Genomic DNA, 17,407 nt, shown 5'->3' with positions numbered 1-17,407 from the left:
GGCAAGAGGCGCGGCACGCTGCGGTCAGGCCTGGGCGGCTTCCTGCGCCCGCGCGGTGGCGGGCGTCTTGCCGGCATCAAACGCCTTGCGGAAATCCGGCGGCAGCGCGGTATCGAGGATATGCCCCGCCCCGCCAATCACCTGACTGGCCCGCCCCACGATCAGCGGATCGGGCGTGCCGATGACCGAAGCATCCTTGCCCGGATAGTCGATGGTCGACAGGAAATGGCGCATGCAGTTCAGCCGCGCGCGTTTCTTGTCGTTCGACTTCACGATGGTCCAGGGCGCATCGGCGGTATCGGTGTAGAAGAACATCGCCTCTTTCGCCTCGGTATAATCATCCCATTTGTCGAGGCTCGCCTTGTCGATGGGCGACAGTTTCCACATCTTCAGCGGATCGGTCTCGCGCGCGGTAAAGCGGCGGTGCTGTTCCTCGCGTGTGACCGAGAACCAGTACTTGTAAAGCCGGATACCCGAGCGCACCAGCATCCGCTCCAGTTCCGGCACCTGGCGCATGAATTCGAGGTATTCCGAGGGGCTACAGAAGCCCATCACCCGTTCGACCCCGGCGCGGTTATACCAGCTGCGGTCGTAAAACACGATTTCCCCGGCGGTCGGCAGATGCTGGATGTAGCGCTGGAAGAACCATTCGCCCTTTTCCTTGTCCGAAGGCTTGGTCAGGGCCACGACACGGGCATAGCGTGGGTTCAGATGTTCCATGAACCGCTTGATCGTGCCGCCCTTCCCCGCCGCATCACGGCCCTCCATCAGCACCACGAACTTCTGCCCGGTCTCCTGCGCCCAGATCTGCACCTTCAGCAGCTCGGCCTGCAACAGCGCCTTCTCTTTTTCATAGGGCCCGCGCCCCATCAGCCGGGAATAAGGGTAGCGGCCGGATTCAAACGCCTCGCGGATCGCATCCTGATCGGCGCGGGGAAACTGGCGCGGACCATGGGCCACGGCAGGGGTGGCGGCGGGCGGCAGTTCGGGCGGGCCATCGGTGGCCGCGGGCGCGGCAATCGGCGCGACGGGCACGGCGGCGGGGTCGGCGATCTTGGCTGCGTCTTCCATACGGGGCTCCCTTGTTACATGCGTTCGGGGCACCTTTTCCGACCGCACAAGCGGGCACATTGATCCGCGTCAATCCGGCGCAGCAGAGCGGGGAAAGTGACAGTTTTGCAACGAGATTGTAACGATCCGAACCGCCAGGCCGAAACAGAAAGGGCGGCAAGCCCCAGACCTGCCGCCCTCTGTGGGGGAAAATGTCTACCTTATCAAAATGACCGCAGTGCCAAAGGCTTTCGTCATGCCGTAACCCTAGCCCCCGGCCTTGGGCGCCGCATACTCCATCTGCGGTAAAAAGGCGTTAACGTGGCAGGAATTCGGCGAGCCGATCTAGAACCTGACGCCATTCGCGGAAGAAAAGCAGCTGCCCGGTTGCAGGCAGAAACTCCACGCGCAACCGGGGGTAATCGTCCATCAATTCTCGAATCGTCTGCACCGGAGTCTGCGGGTCCTGATCTCCCTGAAGCAGCAGCACCGGCACCTTGCAGCGCCGGATCAGCGCGGACCAGTCGCGCTCGGAACTGATGCATTCGCGCGTGAACGCCTCATGCGCGGAGAAGCGCGCCGCCAGACAGACCTCGGAGCCCGCCAGCATCGCTTCGCGCACCTGCGGATCGGCGAAGGTTTCCATATCGGCGGGTGATCCGCCATTGACCTGGGCAAAGAACTTTTCCTTGCCCAGCTTGCGCGCGAGGCTGAACCCGGCCTGCACCAGAAACGGCAGAACCTTCGGGGCATAGCGTGCATTGGCAAGGATGAAGCGCTGCCACTTGTCCATGCGCTCATACTGCGCGGCGGTGCGCAGCGGCAGTTGCGCAGCACAGCCGATCACGCCCGAGACCATCCCCGGCCGCAGATCGGCCAGCGCCAGCGCAAAGCGCAGATCCGCCCCCAGCGCGATGACAGCCACCTGCGCGATACCCAGATGATCCAGCACCGCCGCATAATCCTCGGCCACGCCCTGAACATGGTCGGTCCCGCGCCCGTGCAGATCGCTTTCGCCATAGCCCGCCCGCACCGGCACGATGATGCGCAGACCGCGCCGTTCGGCCTGACGCTCGGCTTCGGCAGGCCAGCGGATCAGGCCATAATCAAGGTGCATGAACAGCACCGGCACACCGCCCGGCGCACCGAATTCGATGAATTCCAGCCTGCGCCCGGCAGGCCCGCGCAGATGCTGGAATTCCACATCCCGCAGAAGCCCCGGCCCCGCCACCTCGCGCACCCCCGAGGTGGGGATGAAAGAGACATCCATCAGCCCCAGCACCACACGCACCAGTTCCGACTGGCTGTGGGTTTCGGTCTTGGCAAGGATCGAGCGCGCCTGCGTCCGCACCGTCTCGATCGAGCGGCCGCGCTGTTCGGCGATATCTTTCAGCGGCAGGCCCAGCGTGATACCGCGCACGATCTCCACCTCGGCCAGCGTCAGCCCGAAGGCCTCCTGCACCGTGGCGCTGAATTCGGCAGGCCAGTAAAGTTCCGTCGAGATGACCAGCGCCAGCGGATGCGGTCCGGGTGCTGCGATGCGGCTGACCCGCAGAATGACCGGGCTGCCGGTGGTGACCGACCGGATGCGCAGTGTCGCCACCTGTTCGCCCAGACCCAGCGCCACTTTGCGGATCACCGCGCGCAGGGTATCCACATCCTCGGCGTCGAAAGGCAGCGCCGTCAGCGCCGCCCCATCGGACAGGCCGAAGGCATGCTGCGCGGGCCGGTTGCAGGCGGTGATCTTCGGCCCGCCGTCACTGACAAACGCGGCAGACCGCGGGATGTCATCCAGCAGCAGGCGATAACCGCCCTCCTCGCGCGTGGCCTCGTAACGGTCCAGGAATACCCGCGCCCGGTTGATATGGGCGTCGATCTCGGGATCGTCCAGCACCACGGCATGATCCACCGGCCCGCTGCGCAACGAGGCCGCACGGTCCTCCCACACCTCCAGCAGTTCCTCAAGCCGGATCGGGTCGAGCGCCACCTCGTAAAGGCGGTCGACAATCTCGGCCTTCTGCTCGCGCTCGGCAAACTGCGCGGTGGGCGGTTTGACAGGACGTTCGGTCATGTTCGCTAGCTTGCGCATCGCAAGGAACGAAGCAAGCGCGCTTTACATTCCGGCCATCAGCTCACCCTTCTTTCCACCGCTTTCACCACTTCGGAATGGCCGTGCCCGCCCCCGGTCAGCAGCAGCGCAACCCCTGCCAGCATCAGGGCAAGCCCGCACAACTCCACGGCAGAGAAGCCATCCCGGAACAGGAATCGCGACAGGATCAGCGCCAGCGTCACCTCGGTGCAGATGATCAGCAGCACGACCTCGGCAAAGCGCGCGCGGCGCAGGGCCTCCATCTCCAGCGCCGAGGCGATGATCAGCGTCACCACAACCCCGGCCAGCGTCACCCAGACCGGGATCTGCCCCCATCCTTTCAGGAAAAGTGCTGCGGTCAGATAGAACAATGCCGCAAGGGCCGCGATGGCGGCCGTCATCAAGCCAGTCATGAAAAACCTCGTCAGATGCAAAAGATTTGAGACGCCGTAAAATCCGGGCGCCTATCGATATCCTGCCCCCAAACCGCGATTCCGGCAAGACGGTTGCCGAATCTGCCCCGCGCATCGGATGAAGGGATATCCCTTCAGGAGGTATCGCCTTGATCACGCTTTACGGCTGCTATCGCTCCCGCGCCTCGCGCCCGCTCTGGCTTCTGGCCGAAACAGGCACGCCCTTCACCCATGTTCCGGTGATCCAGGCCTACCGTCTGCCCGATCCCGGCGCCGCCGATGCGCCGGTCAACACCGCCTCGCCCGGCTTTCTGGCGGTGAACCCCATCGGCCAGATCCCCGCGCTGGTCGACGGCGATCTGGTGCTGACAGAAAGCCTCGCGATCTGCCTGCATCTGGCCCGCCGCGCCGGTGGCCCTCTGGCGCCGAAGGACGAGGCCGAACTGTCGGCCAGCGAAAACTGGGCGCTGTTCGCCGCCACCGCGATCGAACCGCATTCCCTGGCGATCCTGCAATCGCAAGATCCGCAGGTGGTTGAGGCCGAGGCTGCAAAGCTGGCCCGCGGGCTTGCCCGGCTGGAGGCGCATCTTACCGGCCGCGACTGGCTGTCGGACCGCTTCACGGTCGCCGATCTGATGGTGGCCGAATGCCTGCGCTACGCCCAGGGCCACAAGCCGCTGATGGAGGCGCATCCCGCCACGGCCAGCTGGCTGGCCCGCTGTCAGGCCCGGCCGGCGTTTCAGGCCATGTGGCAGGCGCGGTCGGCGGAACCGGCCTGAGGCCTACAAACTGCGGTGACGTCACGGGCGGGACGCAACAGCTTGCGCCCCGCCCGCCCGAATGGTCTAATCGCGCCCCTGAAGACGCCCGCAAAGAGGAATCGAGCAGCCCATGCCCACCGACATGTTCGCCGCCCAGCCCGAAGAATATAACGCCTCCTCCATCGAGGTGCTGGAAGGGCTGGAGCCCGTGCGCAAGCGGCCCGGCATGTATATCGGCGGCACCGATGAACGCGCGCTGCATCACCTTGTCGCCGAGATCCTCGACAATTCGATGGACGAGGCGGTGGCGGGCCATGCGAACCGGATCGAGGTCGAAATGCACGAGGATCATTCCGTCACCGTCCGCGACAACGGGCGCGGCATGCCGGTCGATCCGCATCCGAAATTCCCCGGAAAATCCGCGCTGGAGGTCATTCTGACCGTGCTGCACGCGGGCGGCAAATTCTCGAACAAGGCCTATTCGACCTCGGGCGGTCTGAACGGCGTGGGGTCTTCGGTGGTGAACGCGCTGTCGGATTCGCTGATCGTGCAGGTGGCCCGCAACAAAGAGCTTTACGAACAACGCTTCTCGCGCGGTGTCCCGCAGGGGCCGATTGCAAAGCTGGGCGCCGCCCCCAACCGGCGCGGCACCACCGTGACCTTCCACCCGGACCCCGAGATCTTCGGCTCGCTGAAGCTGAAACCCGCGCGGCTGTTCAAGATGGTGCGGTCCAAGGCCTATCTGTTCTCGGGCGTGGAAATCCGCTGGAAATCCGCCATCGAAGACGGCGAAACCCCGCAGGAGGCCACCTTCCACTTCCCCGGCGGCTTGGCGGATTACCTGAGCGAAAGCCTGCAAAAGGTTGAAACCTATTCGGAAAAGCCCTTCGCCGGTAAGGTGAGCTTCACCGAGAAATACGGCGTTCCCGGTTCCGTCGAATGGGCGATCAACTGGACGCCCGCGCGCGACGGCTTCATCCACAGCTATTGCAACACCGTGCCCACCCCCGAGGGCGGCACGCATGAGGCGGGCTTCTGGGCCGCGATCCTGAAGGGCGTGCGCGCCTATGGCGAGCTGGTCAAGAACCGCAAGGCCGAACAGATCACCCGCGACGACCTGCTCGCGGGAGGCTGCGCGCTGGTGTCGTGCTTCATCCGAGAACCGCAATTCGTGGGCCAGACCAAGGACCGCCTGTCCACCGAGGAGGCCGCGAAATGGGTCGAGGGCGCGGTGCGCGACCATTTCGACACCTGGCTGGCGAATGACACCAAATCAGCGGGCGCGATCCTCGATTTCCTTGTGCTGCGCGCCGAGGAACGGCTGCGCCGCAGGCAGGAAAAGGAAACGCAGCGCAAATCTGCGACCAAACGCCTGCGCCTGCCCGGCAAGCTGACCGATTGCTCCGCCAAGAACCGCGAGGGGACGGAACTGTTCATCGTCGAGGGTGACTCGGCTGGCGGGTCGGCCAAGGGCGCGCGCGACCGCGAATATCAGGCGCTGCTGCCCTTGCGCGGCAAGGTGCTGAACGTGCTGGGCGCGGCCTCGAACAAACTGGCCGACAATGCCGAGATCCGCGACATCTGCGAGGCGCTGGGTGTCAGCATGGGCACGAAGTTCCGCACCGATGACCTGCGCTATGACAAGATCATCATCATGACCGACGCCGATGTGGACGGTGCCCACATTGCCAGCCTGCTGATGACCTTCTTCTTCACCCAGATGCGCCCGCTGATCGACAAGGGCCACCTCTACCTCGCCTGCCCGCCGCTTTACCGGCTGACGCAGGGCGCCAAACGGCTTTACGTCGCCAATGACGCCGAAAAAGAACACTGGCTGGAAAAGGGCCTTGGCGGCAAGGGCAAGATCGACGTGCAACGCTTCAAGGGACTTGGCGAGATGGACGCCAAGGACCTGAAGGAAACCACGATGGACCCCAAATCCCGCACCCTGATCCGCGTCAGCATCGACGAGGACGAACCGGGCGAAACCGGCGATCTGGTCGAACGGCTGATGGGCAAGAAACCGGAACTGCGCTTCCAGTACATTCAGGAAAACGCGCGGTTCGTGGAGGAACTGGATGTGTGAGGGGGCTTCCCCTCACCCCACCGCCACATTCACCGCCAGCGCCAGAATGACGGTGTTGTAGAAGAACGACACCACCCCATGCGCCAGCACAAGGCGGCGCAGGGCGGCACGTTCGACGATAACGTCGGAGACCTGCGCGGTCATGCCCACGGTGAAGCTGAAATACAGGAAATCCCATGGGCCGGGGGTCTGATTGCCCGGAAAGCTCAGCCCCTTCGCGCCCTTGTCATACCAAAGCGCGGCATAATGGAACGCCGTCAGCACATGCAGCACCGTCCAGCCCAGCGGGACCGAGGCGACGGCCAGCGCCACTTCCACCGGGCCACCGTGATTCATCGCCAGCGCAATGGCGCCAAGGCTCAGCCCGACCGAGCCCAGCGCCAGCGCCGCAATCAGCGGCACACCCTCGTCCGACAGTTCGGAATGGCGGCGCAGATCCTCGGGCGACATGCCGCGCAGAAACAGGCCGACAAGCCCAAGATAGACCAGAAAGGCGCTGTCGGCCGCCAGCAGCACGGCGCGTGCGGCACTCAGCCCCCAGAGCCAGCCCGCACCGCCCAGCGCCACGCCAAGCATCAGGGCAAGGACAAAGCGGCGGTGGCGGGCGAACATCGGCTACCAACCCTCGCCAACCTGCCGCATCTCGGGCAGGAAGCTGGCCATCATCGCGGGCAACTGGTTGCGCCCCGGCCCGGCGGCAATGATCACCAGCCGCGATCCCGCCATCCCCTCGGGCCATCCGGGCAGGCTGCGCGGCGGGCTGAGGATATGCTGCACGGCATGGAAGACCGTGGGACGTCCCGGCAGTTCCTGCAATTCCACCAGCCCCTTGAGACGCAGAAGATCAGGGCCATAGGTCGATTGCAACGCGCCGATTGCCATCTGCATCACGCTCGCCTCGATCGGCTGATCGGCCATGAAGCAGAAGGCGGTGACGCTGCCGCCATGGTGGTTGGCACTGTGATGGTGATGATGGTGGCCGGTGCTGGCGAACCGCAACCACTCCGCCACCACCGGCGGCTTGCCCGCCACATCGTAGGCGGCAATCGAAAACAGCCGTTCGGCAGTCAGATCGGCGGCGGTCACCACCCCGGCATTGGGGGCGAGCGCGGTCAGACGCTCAACCACCGGCGCCGGGTCCGCCAGATCGGTTTTCGAGATCACCAGCAGATCGGCGACGCCCACCTGCCGCCGCGCCTCGTCATATCGGTCCAGCGCCTCGGTCGCATTGGCGGCATCGACCACCGTCACCACACCGTTCAGCACGAAATTGTCCAGCATGATATCATTGGTCATGAAAGTCTGCATGACCGGAGCAGGATCGGCGAGGCCGGTCGTTTCGATCACCACGCGGCTGAAGGCGGGGTCCTTGCCGCTGTCCGCCTCATCCTTGAGGCGCAGCAGCGTCAGCCGCACATCGCCCGAGACCGTGCAGCATATACAGCCGGTGGAGGAGGCAAAGGCGCGGTCGCCCACGCCCTCCATCAGCCCGCCATCCACATCCACCGCGCCGAATTCATTGACGATGACCGCAGTATCGCCAAAGCCCGGCTCGGTCATCAGCCGGTTCAGCAGCGTGGTCTTTCCGGCGCCCAGAAAGCCGGTGAGGATGGTGACGGGGATGCGGTCGGTCATGCGGGTCTCCTGTTCCCGCCCATCGGTAGCCGCACCGCCCCTTGCGCGCAAGTCAGCGCGCCAGCGCGAGCAGACCCGGCACGTCCAGATACGCCTCCATGTGATCGGCGAGCGCGTCCAGCGTCGCCTCGACTGTGGCCTCATAGCCCAGCGCCGATGTGGCCCCGAGGCCCCGCAGGAAGGCCGCGCGGAAGGCATCGGCCCGGAACAGCCCGTGCAGATAGCTGCCAATGATGCGGCCATCAGCCGAGACCGCGCCTTCGGGGGCGCCCTCGACAAAGGCGAACGGCCGGGTACGGGCCGGGCCGTCGCTGCGCCCGATATGGATTTCATACCCCTCGACATCGAGGCCGGTGGCGGCATGGGTGGCGCGGGTGCGGGTCAGCCGCTTGTCCGGGGTCATCACCGTCTCAATGTCCAGCAGCCCCAACCCCGGCGTTTCGCCCGCCGGTCCCTCGATCCCCTCGGGATCACGCACCACATGGCCCAGCATCTGATACCCGCCGCAAATGCCCAGCACATGCCCGCCGCGCCGCACATGGGCGGCAAGATCAATGTCCCACCCCTGCGCGCGCAGGAAGGCCAGATCGCCGCGCGTCGATTTGCTGCCCGGAAGGATCACCAGATCGGCGTCGCCCGGAATGGGCTGCCCGGCGGGCAGCAGCGTCAGCCGCACGGCAGGCTCCTGCGCCAGCGGGTCCAGATCATCGAAATTGGCGATCCGCGACAGCGCGAGGCAGACCACATGCAGCGCGCCATCGCCGCGCGCGCGTGGCAGGTCCAGCGCATCCTCGGCGGGCAGCCGCGCGGCATCGCCAAACCACGGCAACACTCCGAACCCACGCCAGCCGGTGCGATCCGCGATCAGCCGGTAACCGCCATCGAACAGGCGAACATCGCCCCGGAACTTGTTGATGATGAACCCCACGATCATCGCAGCATCCTCCGGGTCAAGCACCGCCTGCGTGCCGATCATCTGCGCGATCACTCCACCCCGGTCGATGTCCCCGGCCAATACCACCGGCACATCCGCCGCCCGCGCGAAACCCATATTGGCGATATCGCCCGCGCGCAGGTTGACCTCGGCGGGGCTGCCCGCCCCCTCGACGATCACCAGATCATGCGCTGCCCGCAACCGGGCAAAGCTTTCCTGCACCGCCCCCATCAGACGTGGCTTCAGCGCCGGATAGTCCGCCGCCCGCGTCGTGGTCAGCCGCCGTCCCTGCACCACCACCTGTGCGCCGGTCTCGCTTTCCGGCTTCAGCAGCACCGGGTTCATGTCCACCACCGGCTCCAGCCCGCAGGCCAGGGCCTGCAACGCCTGCGCCCGCCCGATCTCGCCCCCGTCAGATGTAACGGCGGCGTTGTTCGACATATTCTGCGGCTTGAAGGGCGCCACCTTCAAACCGCGTCGCCGCGCTGCCCGGCAAAGCCCCGCGACCAGCAGCGACTTGCCGACATTCGACCCCGCCCCCTGGATCATCAGCGCCGTCATCGCGCCTCTTCCTGGACAGGATGGGGGCGCTGCCCCCTCGGCCCTGCGGGCCTCACCCCCGGGATATTTAAGGCCAAGATGAAATGGCACCCAGCCCGATTTGGGCGCCGCATCCCGGGCCGTTTCCACGGCAGAGACGCGGCGCTTTCACCTTGGGCGGCCATCGGGATCCCTCCCTGTTCCGCCCCTTCAACCTGCCGCGATTCGGTTAACATCTCGTTGCTTTCATCTTGGCCTTAAATATCCCGGGGGAGTCGCGCAGCGACGGGGGCAGAGCCCCCTCCCCGGCCGGTCAGAACTCGACGCCCTTCTGACCCTTGATCCCCGAGCGGAACGGATGCTTCACCAGCGCCATCTCGGTCACCAGATCGGCCAGTTCGATCAGCTCTTCCCTGGCGTTGCGGCCCGTGAGGCAGACATGGGTCATCGGCGGCTTCTCGTCGCGCAGGAAGTCCAGAACCTCGTCCAGCGGCAGATAATCGTAGCGCAGCGCGATATTGATTTCGTCCAGCAGCACGAAGCGGATCTCCGGGTCGCGGATCAGCTCTTTCGCCTTCTCCCAGCCCTTGCGCGCCATGGCGATGTCACGGGCGCGGTCCTGGGTTTCCCAGGTGAAGCCCTCGCCCATGGCGTGAAACTGGCAGAGACCCGCGAAATTCTCTTTGATCAGGCGCCGCTCGCCCGTGTCCCAGGCGCCCTTGATGAACTGCACCACGGCGCAGGGCATACCATGGGCGATGCAGCGCAGGATCATGCCGAACCCGCTGGAGCTTTTGCCCTTGCCCGCGCCGGTATGGACAATGAGCAGCCCCTTTTCGCCTTCTTTCGTCGCCATGATCTTGTCACGGGCGGCTTTCTTCTTCGCCATCTTGGCGGCATGGCGGGCCAGATCCTCTGCCGGAACTTCGGTCTGCGGGGCGGTATCTTGCATCGTATCCTCCTGTTCGCGGGGCAGCATAGCGGTGGCCCTTGTCCACCGGAAGCCGCGAAGCGACGGCCCGCGCGCGGCGCGCGCCATGTCGCGCCTGCCCGCCGAAGCGGCGCGGGCCGCGCTTGACTTCGCCGGGGGATGTGGCACAAGCGGGCCATGCTGGTTCCTGCCGCGAGGCAGGTGAAAAGGGAATGCGACAGGCTCAAGGGCCAAGCGCAGCCGCCCCCGCGACCGTGACCGGAGAGACCCCATACCACTGGCAAACAGCCGGGAAGGTCGGGGTCGGGGAGAAATCCACTCCGCAAGCCGGGAGACCTGCCAGCGATCTGTTTTGACGGGCGGACGGGGTGTTCCGCGACCGGCAGAGGTGACTGCCTGTCACCCCTTCCGCGCCTGCATCCCTTTTGCCAAGGAAGGGATGATCCGATGGCGCAGACCACGCTCCATGTCTGTCTGACCTGCCGGCGCGAGGGGGTGGACCCCGCCGCGCCGCGCCCCGGTGCCGTGCTGCACGAGGCACTGGCTCAGGCAGGCGCGCCGGAAGGCGTGTGTATCGTCGGGGTCGAATGCCTGTCGGCCTGTTCCAACGGCTGTGCCGTCGCACTCTCTGCCCCCGGCAAATGGACCTATGTCTATGGCCGGCTGGACCCCGAAACCCATGTCGCGGCCATTCTGGACGGCGCCACGCGCTATGCCGGAACCGCTGACGGAGTGGTGCCCTGGCGCGAGCGACCCGAGGTGTTCCGCAAGCAATGCCTTGCCCGCATCCCCCCATTCCCCTCTGACGCAACACAGGAAGCCGCCGAATGACCGATCTGACCAAAGTCCCCGTTACCGTGATCACCGGCTTTCTGGGTTCGGGCAAGACCACGCTGATCCGGCATCTCATGGCCAATCCGCAAGGCAAGCGGCTGGCCGTTCTGGTCAATGAATTCGGCACCGTGGGGGTGGATGGCGAGATCCTGAAATCCTGCGCCGATGCGAATTGCCCGGCCGAGAATATCGTGGAACTGGCGAATGGTTGCATCTGCTGCACCGTGGCCGAGGATTTCATTCCGACGATCGAGGCGCTGATGGCGATGCCGCAGCGCCCCGATCATATCCTGATCGAAACCTCGGGCCTCGCGCTGCCGAAACCGCTGCTGAAAGCCTTCGACTGGCCCGCGATCCGCTCGCGCATCACGGTGGATGGCGTGGTGGCGCTGGCCGATGCCGAGGCGGTGGCGGCGGGGCGTTTCGCCCCCGATGTCTCGGCGGTGGAGGCGCAGCGCGCCGCCGATGACAGTCTTGACCACGAAACCCCGCTGTCCGAGGTGTTCGAGGATCAGATCGCCTGCGCCGATCTGGTGTTGCTGACCAAGGCCGACCTCGCGGGCGAGGCCGGTCTGGCCGCCGCGCGCGGGGTGATCGAGGCCGAGGCGCCGCGCAAGCTGCCGATCCTGCCCGTTTCGGAAGGTGTGGTGGACCCGCGTGTCGTGCTTGGTCTGAATGCGGCAGCCGAAGACGACCTTGCCGCCCGCCCGAGCCATCACGATGGCCATGATGACCATGAACATGATGATTTCGACACGGTGGTGATCGAACTGGGCGAGGTGGCGGACCCAGAGGCGCTGCAAGCCGCAATCATCCGGCTGGCCTGCGAACAGGACATCCTGCGCGTGAAGGGCTATGTCGCCGTAGCGGGCAAGCCGATGCGGATGCTGGTGCAGGCCGTGGGCGCGCGGGTACGGGCACAATATGACCGCCCCTGGGGCGACACACCGCGTGCGACCCGTCTGGTGGTCATCGCCGAGCATGACAAGGTGAACGAAGCCGCCATCCGCACCGTGCTGGAGGGCTGAGCCTTGCACGTCGTCTTCCGCGAAAGTCACGGGCTGGAGGAGACCGACACGCCGTTCGATCCGGGGCAAAGCCCGGCGGATCTGGTGGTTCTGTCGTTTTCCGACAGCGACCTTGGCGCTTTCGCGGCAGGATGGCAGCGGGCGAAAGCGGCGGGCGATGTGCCTTCGCTGCGGCTGGTCAATCTGGTGGCGCTGCGCCATCCGGTGTCGGTCGATACCTATGTCGAGGCGACGCTGTCCGGGGCGAAGGGCATTCTGGTCCGGCTGATCGGCGGTGAAAGCTATTGGCCCTATGGCCTCGCCTCGGTGCAGGATCTGTGCCGACGCAAGGGCATCGCGCTGGCGGTGCTGCCCGCCGACGGGCGGCCGGATGCGCGGCTGGACGACCTTTCTACCCTGCCCAGCGGCACGTTGCGCCGTCTGGCGGTGCTGTGTGACGCGGGCGGCGCGGTGGCAGCGCAGGCGGCGCTGGCGCAACTGGCGCTGGCGGCGGGGCTTTACATGGCGCCGGTGGCCGGGGCCAAGACCCTGCCCGATAGTGGCTGGTATTGCCCTGACCGGGGCGTCATTGCCTCGCCCGAAAGTGAAGCGCCGCTGATCGCCGTCACCTTCTATCGGTCTTACCTGACCGCCGCCGATACCGACCCGGTGGATGTGCTGATCCGTGCGGCGCGGGCGCGGGGTTTCCGGGCCTTCGGCCTGTTCGCCCCCTCGCTGAAAGGCCCGCATGCCGCGCTGGTGGCCGGGGCGCTGCAGGCTGCGCAGCCGGTGGCGGTGATCAATGCCACCGCCTTTTCCGCCAGGGGCGAGGCTGGTAACTCGCCGCTGGATGCCCCCGGCTGTCCGGTCTGGCAGGTGGCGCTGTCGACCGCGCGGCGCAAGGATTGGGCCGCCGCAGAACGCGGGCTGTCGCCCGCCGATCTGGCCATGCATGTCGTGTTGCCCGAGGTCGATGGCCGGATCTTCGCCGGGGTGGTCAGCTTCAAGCAACCCAGCCCCCGCGACCCTGACCTGCAATTCTCGCGCTTCGTGCATCGCGCCGATGCAGACCGCGTGGCGGCGGTGATCGACAAGGTTGCCGCGCGCTATCGGCTGGGCGCCACGCCTGTGGCGGAACGGCGGCTGGCGCTGGTGTTGTCCACCTATCCCGGCAAGGGCTGGAACCTTGCCCATGCCGTTGGCCTGGATGCGCTGGCCTCGACAGAGGCCATTGTGGAAACGCTCCGCAGCGCGGGCTACGCGGTGACGCCCGGCACGGATCTGGGCCGCGCGCTTCAGGCCGAAACGCTCGACTGGCCGCTGGCGGATTATCGCGCCGCGCTGGCTGCCCTGCCCGCGCCGCTGCAAACGGCCCTGCACGCCACATGGGGCGCCCCCGAGGATGACCCGGCTTGCGAGGGCCAGTTCTTCCGCTTCCGGGCGCTGCGTCGGGGCGCGGCGCTGGTGGCGCTGCAACCGGAACGCGGCACGGCGGCATTGCGTGATGGCGAATATCACGACACTGGCCGCGTGCCCTGCCATGGTTATGTGGCCTTCTACCTGTGGCTGCGGGCGCAGGGGCTTCATGCGCTGATCCATGTCGGCGCGCACGGCACGCTGGAATGGCTGCCCGGCAAGGCGGTGGCGCAATCCGATGCCTGCTGGCCCGAGGCGCTGGTGGGCGATCTGCCAGTGATCTACCCGTTCATCGTCAATGATCCCGGCGAGGCGGCGCAGGCCAAGCGCCGCATCGGTGCGGTCACCTTGGGCCATATGCCGCCGCCGCTGACGCAGGCGGGCACGCCCCCCGCGCTGTTGCGGCTGGAGCGGCTGCTGGACGAATATTCCACCGCCGACGGGCTGGACCCCGCGCGCCGCGACCGGCTGGTGGCCGATCTGCGGGCCGAGGCGCAGGCGGCGGGCGTCGAGGCCGATCTGGGGCTTGCCCCCGATGCCTCGGCTGCCGAGGCGATGGTGCGGATCGACCGTTTCGTCTGCGACGTGAAAGAAAGCCAGTATGGCGAGGGGCTGCATGTCTACGGCGCATCAAAGGGCGAGGCCGCGGGGCTGCTGACGGCGCTGGACGCGCGGCATGTGGCGCCGGGGCCTTCGGGGTCCCCGGCGCGGGGACGGCTGGACGTGCTGCCGACCGGGCGCAACCTTTATGCCGTCGATCCGCGCGCCGTACCCAGCCGCGCCGCCCATGCGCAGGGCGTGAAACTGGCGGAAGAGCTGATCCGGCGGCATTTGCAGGATCAGGGCGATTACCCGCGCGCGCTTGTGGTGGACCTCTGGGGGTCGGCCACCATGCGCACGGCGGGCGAGGAATTTGCCATGGCGCTGCATCTGGCCGGGCTGGCGCCGCGCTGGGACGAAGGCTCGGCCCGTGTTTCGGGGTTTGAAATCGTGCCGCCCGCCCTTCTGGGCCGCCCGCGCGTCGATGTGACGTTGCGGGTGTCGGGCCTGTTCCGCGATGTCTTTCCGGGGCTTGCGCAATTGTTCCAGCAGGCGGTGGGCGCGCTGGCCGACCGGGACGAGGATGAGAACCCCTATGCCTCCGCCCCCGGCCCCCGCGTCTTTGGCCCGAAGCCGGGCCTTTACGGCACCGGCATGGGCGCCGCGCTGGAGGATTATTCCGATGCCGCCCGCGCGGCGGCAGGCGAAGCATGGCTGAACGCCTCGGAATGGGCCATCGACGCGCAGGGCGCGGTGACCCCCGACCGGGCGGCGCTGGAGGCGCGGCTGCGCGGGGCCGAGGGCTTCGCCCATGTGCAGGATCTGCCCGAAACCGACCTGCTGCTGGCCGCCGACCATGCCGCGCATGAGGGCGGCTTTGCCGCCGCGCTGGCGCGGCTGGGCGCCGAGACCGTGCCGCTTTACCATCTGGACGCCACCCGCCCCGATCGGCCGCAGGCTCGCCTGCTGGGCGAGGAGATCGCCCGCGTGGTGCGCGCCCGCGCCACCCATGCGGGCTGGGCCGAGGGGATGATGCGCCACGGTTTTCGCGGCGCGGCGGAAATCGTGGCGACGGTGGATCACCTTGCTGCCTTCGCCCATCTGACCCGCGCCGTGCCGGGCCATCTGTTTGACCTCTGCCACGAGGCAACCCTGGGCCGGGCCGAGGTGGTGGCGTTTCTGGAACGCGAGAACCCCGAGGCTTTGGCCGCGCTGCGCGACCGCTTCCACGCCTTGCATGCGGCAGGGCTGTGGGTGACGCGGCGCAATTCCATCGCAGCCTGGCTGGAGGGTGCGGCATGAGCGGCGTCGGCAAAGGCGTTCCGGTCGCCGGGGGGCTGTCTGCCCCCCGCGGGGGCTACGCCCCCTCCCCCCGAGGATATTTGGGCCAGGATGAAAGCAGGCCGCCGGGGCCAGACCCGGTCATTCAGGGCTGGTGCCCCGGCGCGTTGCGGCCGATGGTCTCGGGCGACGGGCTGGTGGTGCGGGTGCGGCCCCGGCTGGGGCGGCTGAGCATGGAACAGGCGGCGGGGATTGCCGCTCTGGCCGCCGCGCATGGCAACGGGCGGATCGACCTTTCGGCGCGGGCCAATGTGCAGCTGCGCGGGGTGCGGGCGGAAAGCCATGGCGCGCTGGTCGAGGGGCTGCGCGGGCTGGGGCTGATCGACGCCGATGTGGCCACCGAAACGCGCCGCAACATCGTGGTGCAGCCGTTTCACGACGCGCTGACGCTGCGCATCGCGGCGGATCTGGCGGCGGCTCTGGCTGCGCCGGATGCGCCGGACCTGCCGGGAAAATTTGGCTTCGCGGTCGATACCGGCGCGGCACGCGTGCTGGAGGCCACCGCCGCCGACATTCGGATCGAGCGGCATGGCGACGCGCTGCTGTTGCGCCCCGATGGCACAGCGTTGGCGAAGCCGGTTCCGCCGGACACGGCGGCAACCGAGGCGCTGACACTGGCACGCTGGTTTCTGGCCGCAGGCGGCGTACAGGGCGGGCGAGGCCGGATGGCGGCACTGATCCGCAGCGGTGCCCTGCCGCCGGGCTTCGGGATCGAAACCACAGCGCAGGGATTTGAGCCCCGCCCCGGCCCGGTGCCGGGTGGCGTGCTGGTAGGCTTCGCCTTCGGGCAGATGGAGGCCGGAACGCTTGCCGCGCTGGCGCGGTTCGGCGCGCTGCGGGTGACGCCCTGGCGCATGCTGCTGGTGGAGGGCGCCGCACAGGCGCCGGACCTGCCCGGCCTGCTCACCGATCCGGCCGACCCGCTGCTGCGCGTCATCGCCTGCACCGGTGCCCCCGGTTGCGGGCAGGCGCATCGGCCGGTCCGTGATCTGGCGCGGCAGCTTGCACCGCATCTGGACCGGCTCACGCATGTCTCGGGCTGCGCCAAGGGGTGTGCCCATCCCGGCCCCGCCCCCCTCACCCTGACCGCCACACCCGAGGGCTTTGCCCTCATCCGCAATGGCCGCGCCGATGCGCCGGCGCTTTCCCATACCACCGCCGCCGCGCTCCTGGCCCGGCCCGAACGACTGAGCGACCCCGATGCCACACCTCTATGAAACCGATGGCGCCACGATCTATCTGCATTCCTTCGCCACGATCCGGGCCGAGGCCGATCTGGCGCGCTTCACGCCGGAGGAGGAGATTGTCGCGGTCCGCATGATCCATGCCGCCGGGATGGTGGGGCTGGAGCAGCACATCCGTTTCACCCCCGGCATGGCGGTGGCGGCACGGGCGGCACTGGAGGCGGGCGCGCCGATCCTCTGCGATGCGCGTATGGTCAGCGAAGGCATCACCCGGCCGCGCCTGCCTTCGGGCAATGCGGTCATCTGCACCCTGCATGACCCGGAGGTGCCGGAGCTTGCGCGCGCCATGGGCAATACCCGAAGTGCTGCGGCGGTCGAACTGTGGCGGCCGCATCTGGCAGGTGCGGTGGTGGCCATCGGCAATGCGCCAACCGCGCTTTTCCACCTGCTGAACCTGCTGGAAGACCCCGCCACCCCGCGCCCTGCCGCGATCATCGGCTGCCCCGTCGGCTTCATCGGCGCGGCGGAATCGAAGGCTGCGCTGATGGCAGCCCCGCCCTGCCCGGCCATGGCGGTGGAGGGGCGGCTCGGCGGCTCGGCCATCGCGGTCGCCGCCGTCAACGCGCTTGCCAGCCGGAAGGAATAG

14 protein-coding genes and 1 riboswitch are annotated in these 17,407 nt (G+C 67.3%); of the genes, 7 read left to right on the top strand and 7 right to left on the bottom strand.

Features of this window, described 5'->3' with window-relative positions:
• Window positions 1-24: 24 nt before the first annotated feature.
• The 3 genes from ppk2 to C8N34_RS21305 form a co-directional block, all read right to left on the bottom strand.
• The gene (ppk2, locus tag C8N34_RS21315; protein WP_422387675.1) at window positions 25-1,071 is read right to left on the bottom strand and encodes a polyphosphate kinase 2; all 1,047 of its coding nucleotides are present in this window, start codon (window positions 1,069-1,071) and stop codon (window positions 25-27) included.
• Window positions 1,072-1,366: 295 nt separating this feature from the next.
• A complete protein-coding gene (locus tag C8N34_RS21310; RefSeq protein ID WP_158640769.1) occupies window positions 1,367-3,121 on the bottom strand; it encodes a bifunctional helix-turn-helix transcriptional regulator/alpha/beta hydrolase in 1,755 nt (584 codons plus the stop codon).
• Between the two features lie 56 nt (window positions 3,122-3,177).
• On the bottom strand, window positions 3,178-3,552 hold the full coding sequence (locus C8N34_RS21305; RefSeq protein ID WP_145693672.1) for a hypothetical protein: 375 nt from the start codon (window positions 3,550-3,552) through the stop codon (window positions 3,178-3,180).
• A 149-nt stretch (window positions 3,553-3,701) separates the two neighbouring features.
• Between C8N34_RS21305 and C8N34_RS21300 the strand changes: the two genes are divergently transcribed.
• Both C8N34_RS21300 and parE read left to right on the top strand, forming a co-directional pair.
• Window positions 3,702-4,331 (top strand): glutathione S-transferase family protein, encoded by a 630-nt coding sequence (locus C8N34_RS21300; protein ID WP_054300959.1) that lies wholly within the window; start codon window positions 3,702-3,704, stop codon window positions 4,329-4,331.
• Window positions 4,332-4,443: 112 nt separating this feature from the next.
• Window positions 4,444-6,399 (top strand): DNA topoisomerase IV subunit B, encoded by a 1,956-nt coding sequence (gene parE, locus C8N34_RS21295; RefSeq protein ID WP_108130425.1) that lies wholly within the window; start codon window positions 4,444-4,446, stop codon window positions 6,397-6,399.
• A 12-nt stretch (window positions 6,400-6,411) separates the two neighbouring features.
• On the opposite strand, the gene C8N34_RS21290 is transcribed toward parE, so the two are convergent.
• The 4 genes from C8N34_RS21290 to cobO form a co-directional block, all read right to left on the bottom strand.
• Window positions 6,412-7,011, bottom strand: coding sequence for a DUF1345 domain-containing protein (locus tag C8N34_RS21290; protein WP_108130424.1), 600 nt, complete (start codon window positions 7,009-7,011; stop codon window positions 6,412-6,414).
• A gap of 3 nt (window positions 7,012-7,014) precedes the next feature.
• Complete coding sequence (locus C8N34_RS21285; RefSeq protein ID WP_158640768.1) at window positions 7,015-8,034, bottom strand: CobW family GTP-binding protein; 1,020 nt, start codon at window positions 8,032-8,034, stop codon at window positions 7,015-7,017.
• A 52-nt stretch (window positions 8,035-8,086) separates the two neighbouring features.
• Window positions 8,087-9,529 carry a cobyric acid synthase gene (locus C8N34_RS21280; RefSeq protein ID WP_108130422.1) on the bottom strand — a complete coding sequence of 481 codons (1,443 nt, stop codon included), beginning with the start codon at window positions 9,527-9,529 and terminating at the stop codon, window positions 8,087-8,089.
• A gap of 292 nt (window positions 9,530-9,821) precedes the next feature.
• Window positions 9,822-10,460: a cob(I)yrinic acid a,c-diamide adenosyltransferase gene (gene cobO, locus C8N34_RS21275; protein ID WP_108130448.1), complete on the bottom strand. Its 639-nt coding sequence runs from the start codon at window positions 10,458-10,460 to the stop codon at window positions 9,822-9,824.
• A gap of 143 nt (window positions 10,461-10,603) precedes the next feature.
• A riboswitch (cobalamin riboswitch) is annotated at window positions 10,604-10,797 on the top strand.
• A gap of 89 nt (window positions 10,798-10,886) precedes the next feature.
• Between cobO and C8N34_RS21270 the strand changes: the two genes are divergently transcribed.
• The 5 genes from C8N34_RS21270 to C8N34_RS21250 are packed head-to-tail and all read left to right on the top strand — an operon-like array spanning window position 10,887 to window position 17,407.
• Window positions 10,887-11,270: a DUF1636 family protein gene (locus tag C8N34_RS21270; protein WP_108130421.1), complete on the top strand. Its 384-nt coding sequence runs from the start codon at window positions 10,887-10,889 to the stop codon at window positions 11,268-11,270.
• Window positions 11,267-12,301 carry a cobalamin biosynthesis protein CobW gene (cobW, locus tag C8N34_RS21265; RefSeq protein WP_108130420.1) on the top strand — a complete coding sequence of 345 codons (1,035 nt, stop codon included), beginning with the start codon at window positions 11,267-11,269 and terminating at the stop codon, window positions 12,299-12,301. The genes C8N34_RS21270 and cobW overlap by 4 nt, the downstream gene beginning before the upstream one ends.
• A 3-nt stretch (window positions 12,302-12,304) precedes the next feature.
• Complete coding sequence (cobN, locus tag C8N34_RS21260) at window positions 12,305-15,538, top strand: cobaltochelatase subunit CobN (RefSeq protein ID WP_108130419.1); 3,234 nt, start codon at window positions 12,305-12,307, stop codon at window positions 15,536-15,538.
• Window positions 15,535-16,794 (top strand): precorrin-3B synthase, encoded by a 1,260-nt coding sequence (gene cobG / locus C8N34_RS21255; protein ID WP_108130418.1) that lies wholly within the window; start codon window positions 15,535-15,537, stop codon window positions 16,792-16,794. The genes cobN and cobG overlap by 4 nt, the downstream gene beginning before the upstream one ends.
• On the top strand, window positions 16,778-17,407 hold the full coding sequence (locus C8N34_RS21250; RefSeq protein ID WP_108130417.1) for a precorrin-8X methylmutase: 630 nt from the start codon (window positions 16,778-16,780) through the stop codon (window positions 17,405-17,407). Before cobG ends, C8N34_RS21250 begins: the two co-directional genes overlap by 17 nt.

The sequence above is a fragment of the Gemmobacter caeni genome, assembly GCF_003054195.1.
Taxonomy (GTDB): Bacteria; Pseudomonadota; Alphaproteobacteria; order Rhodobacterales; family Rhodobacteraceae; genus Gemmobacter; species Gemmobacter caeni.
The sequence above is the reverse complement of the archived record's forward strand: the minus strand, read 5'-3'. Positions and strand labels throughout refer to the sequence as shown.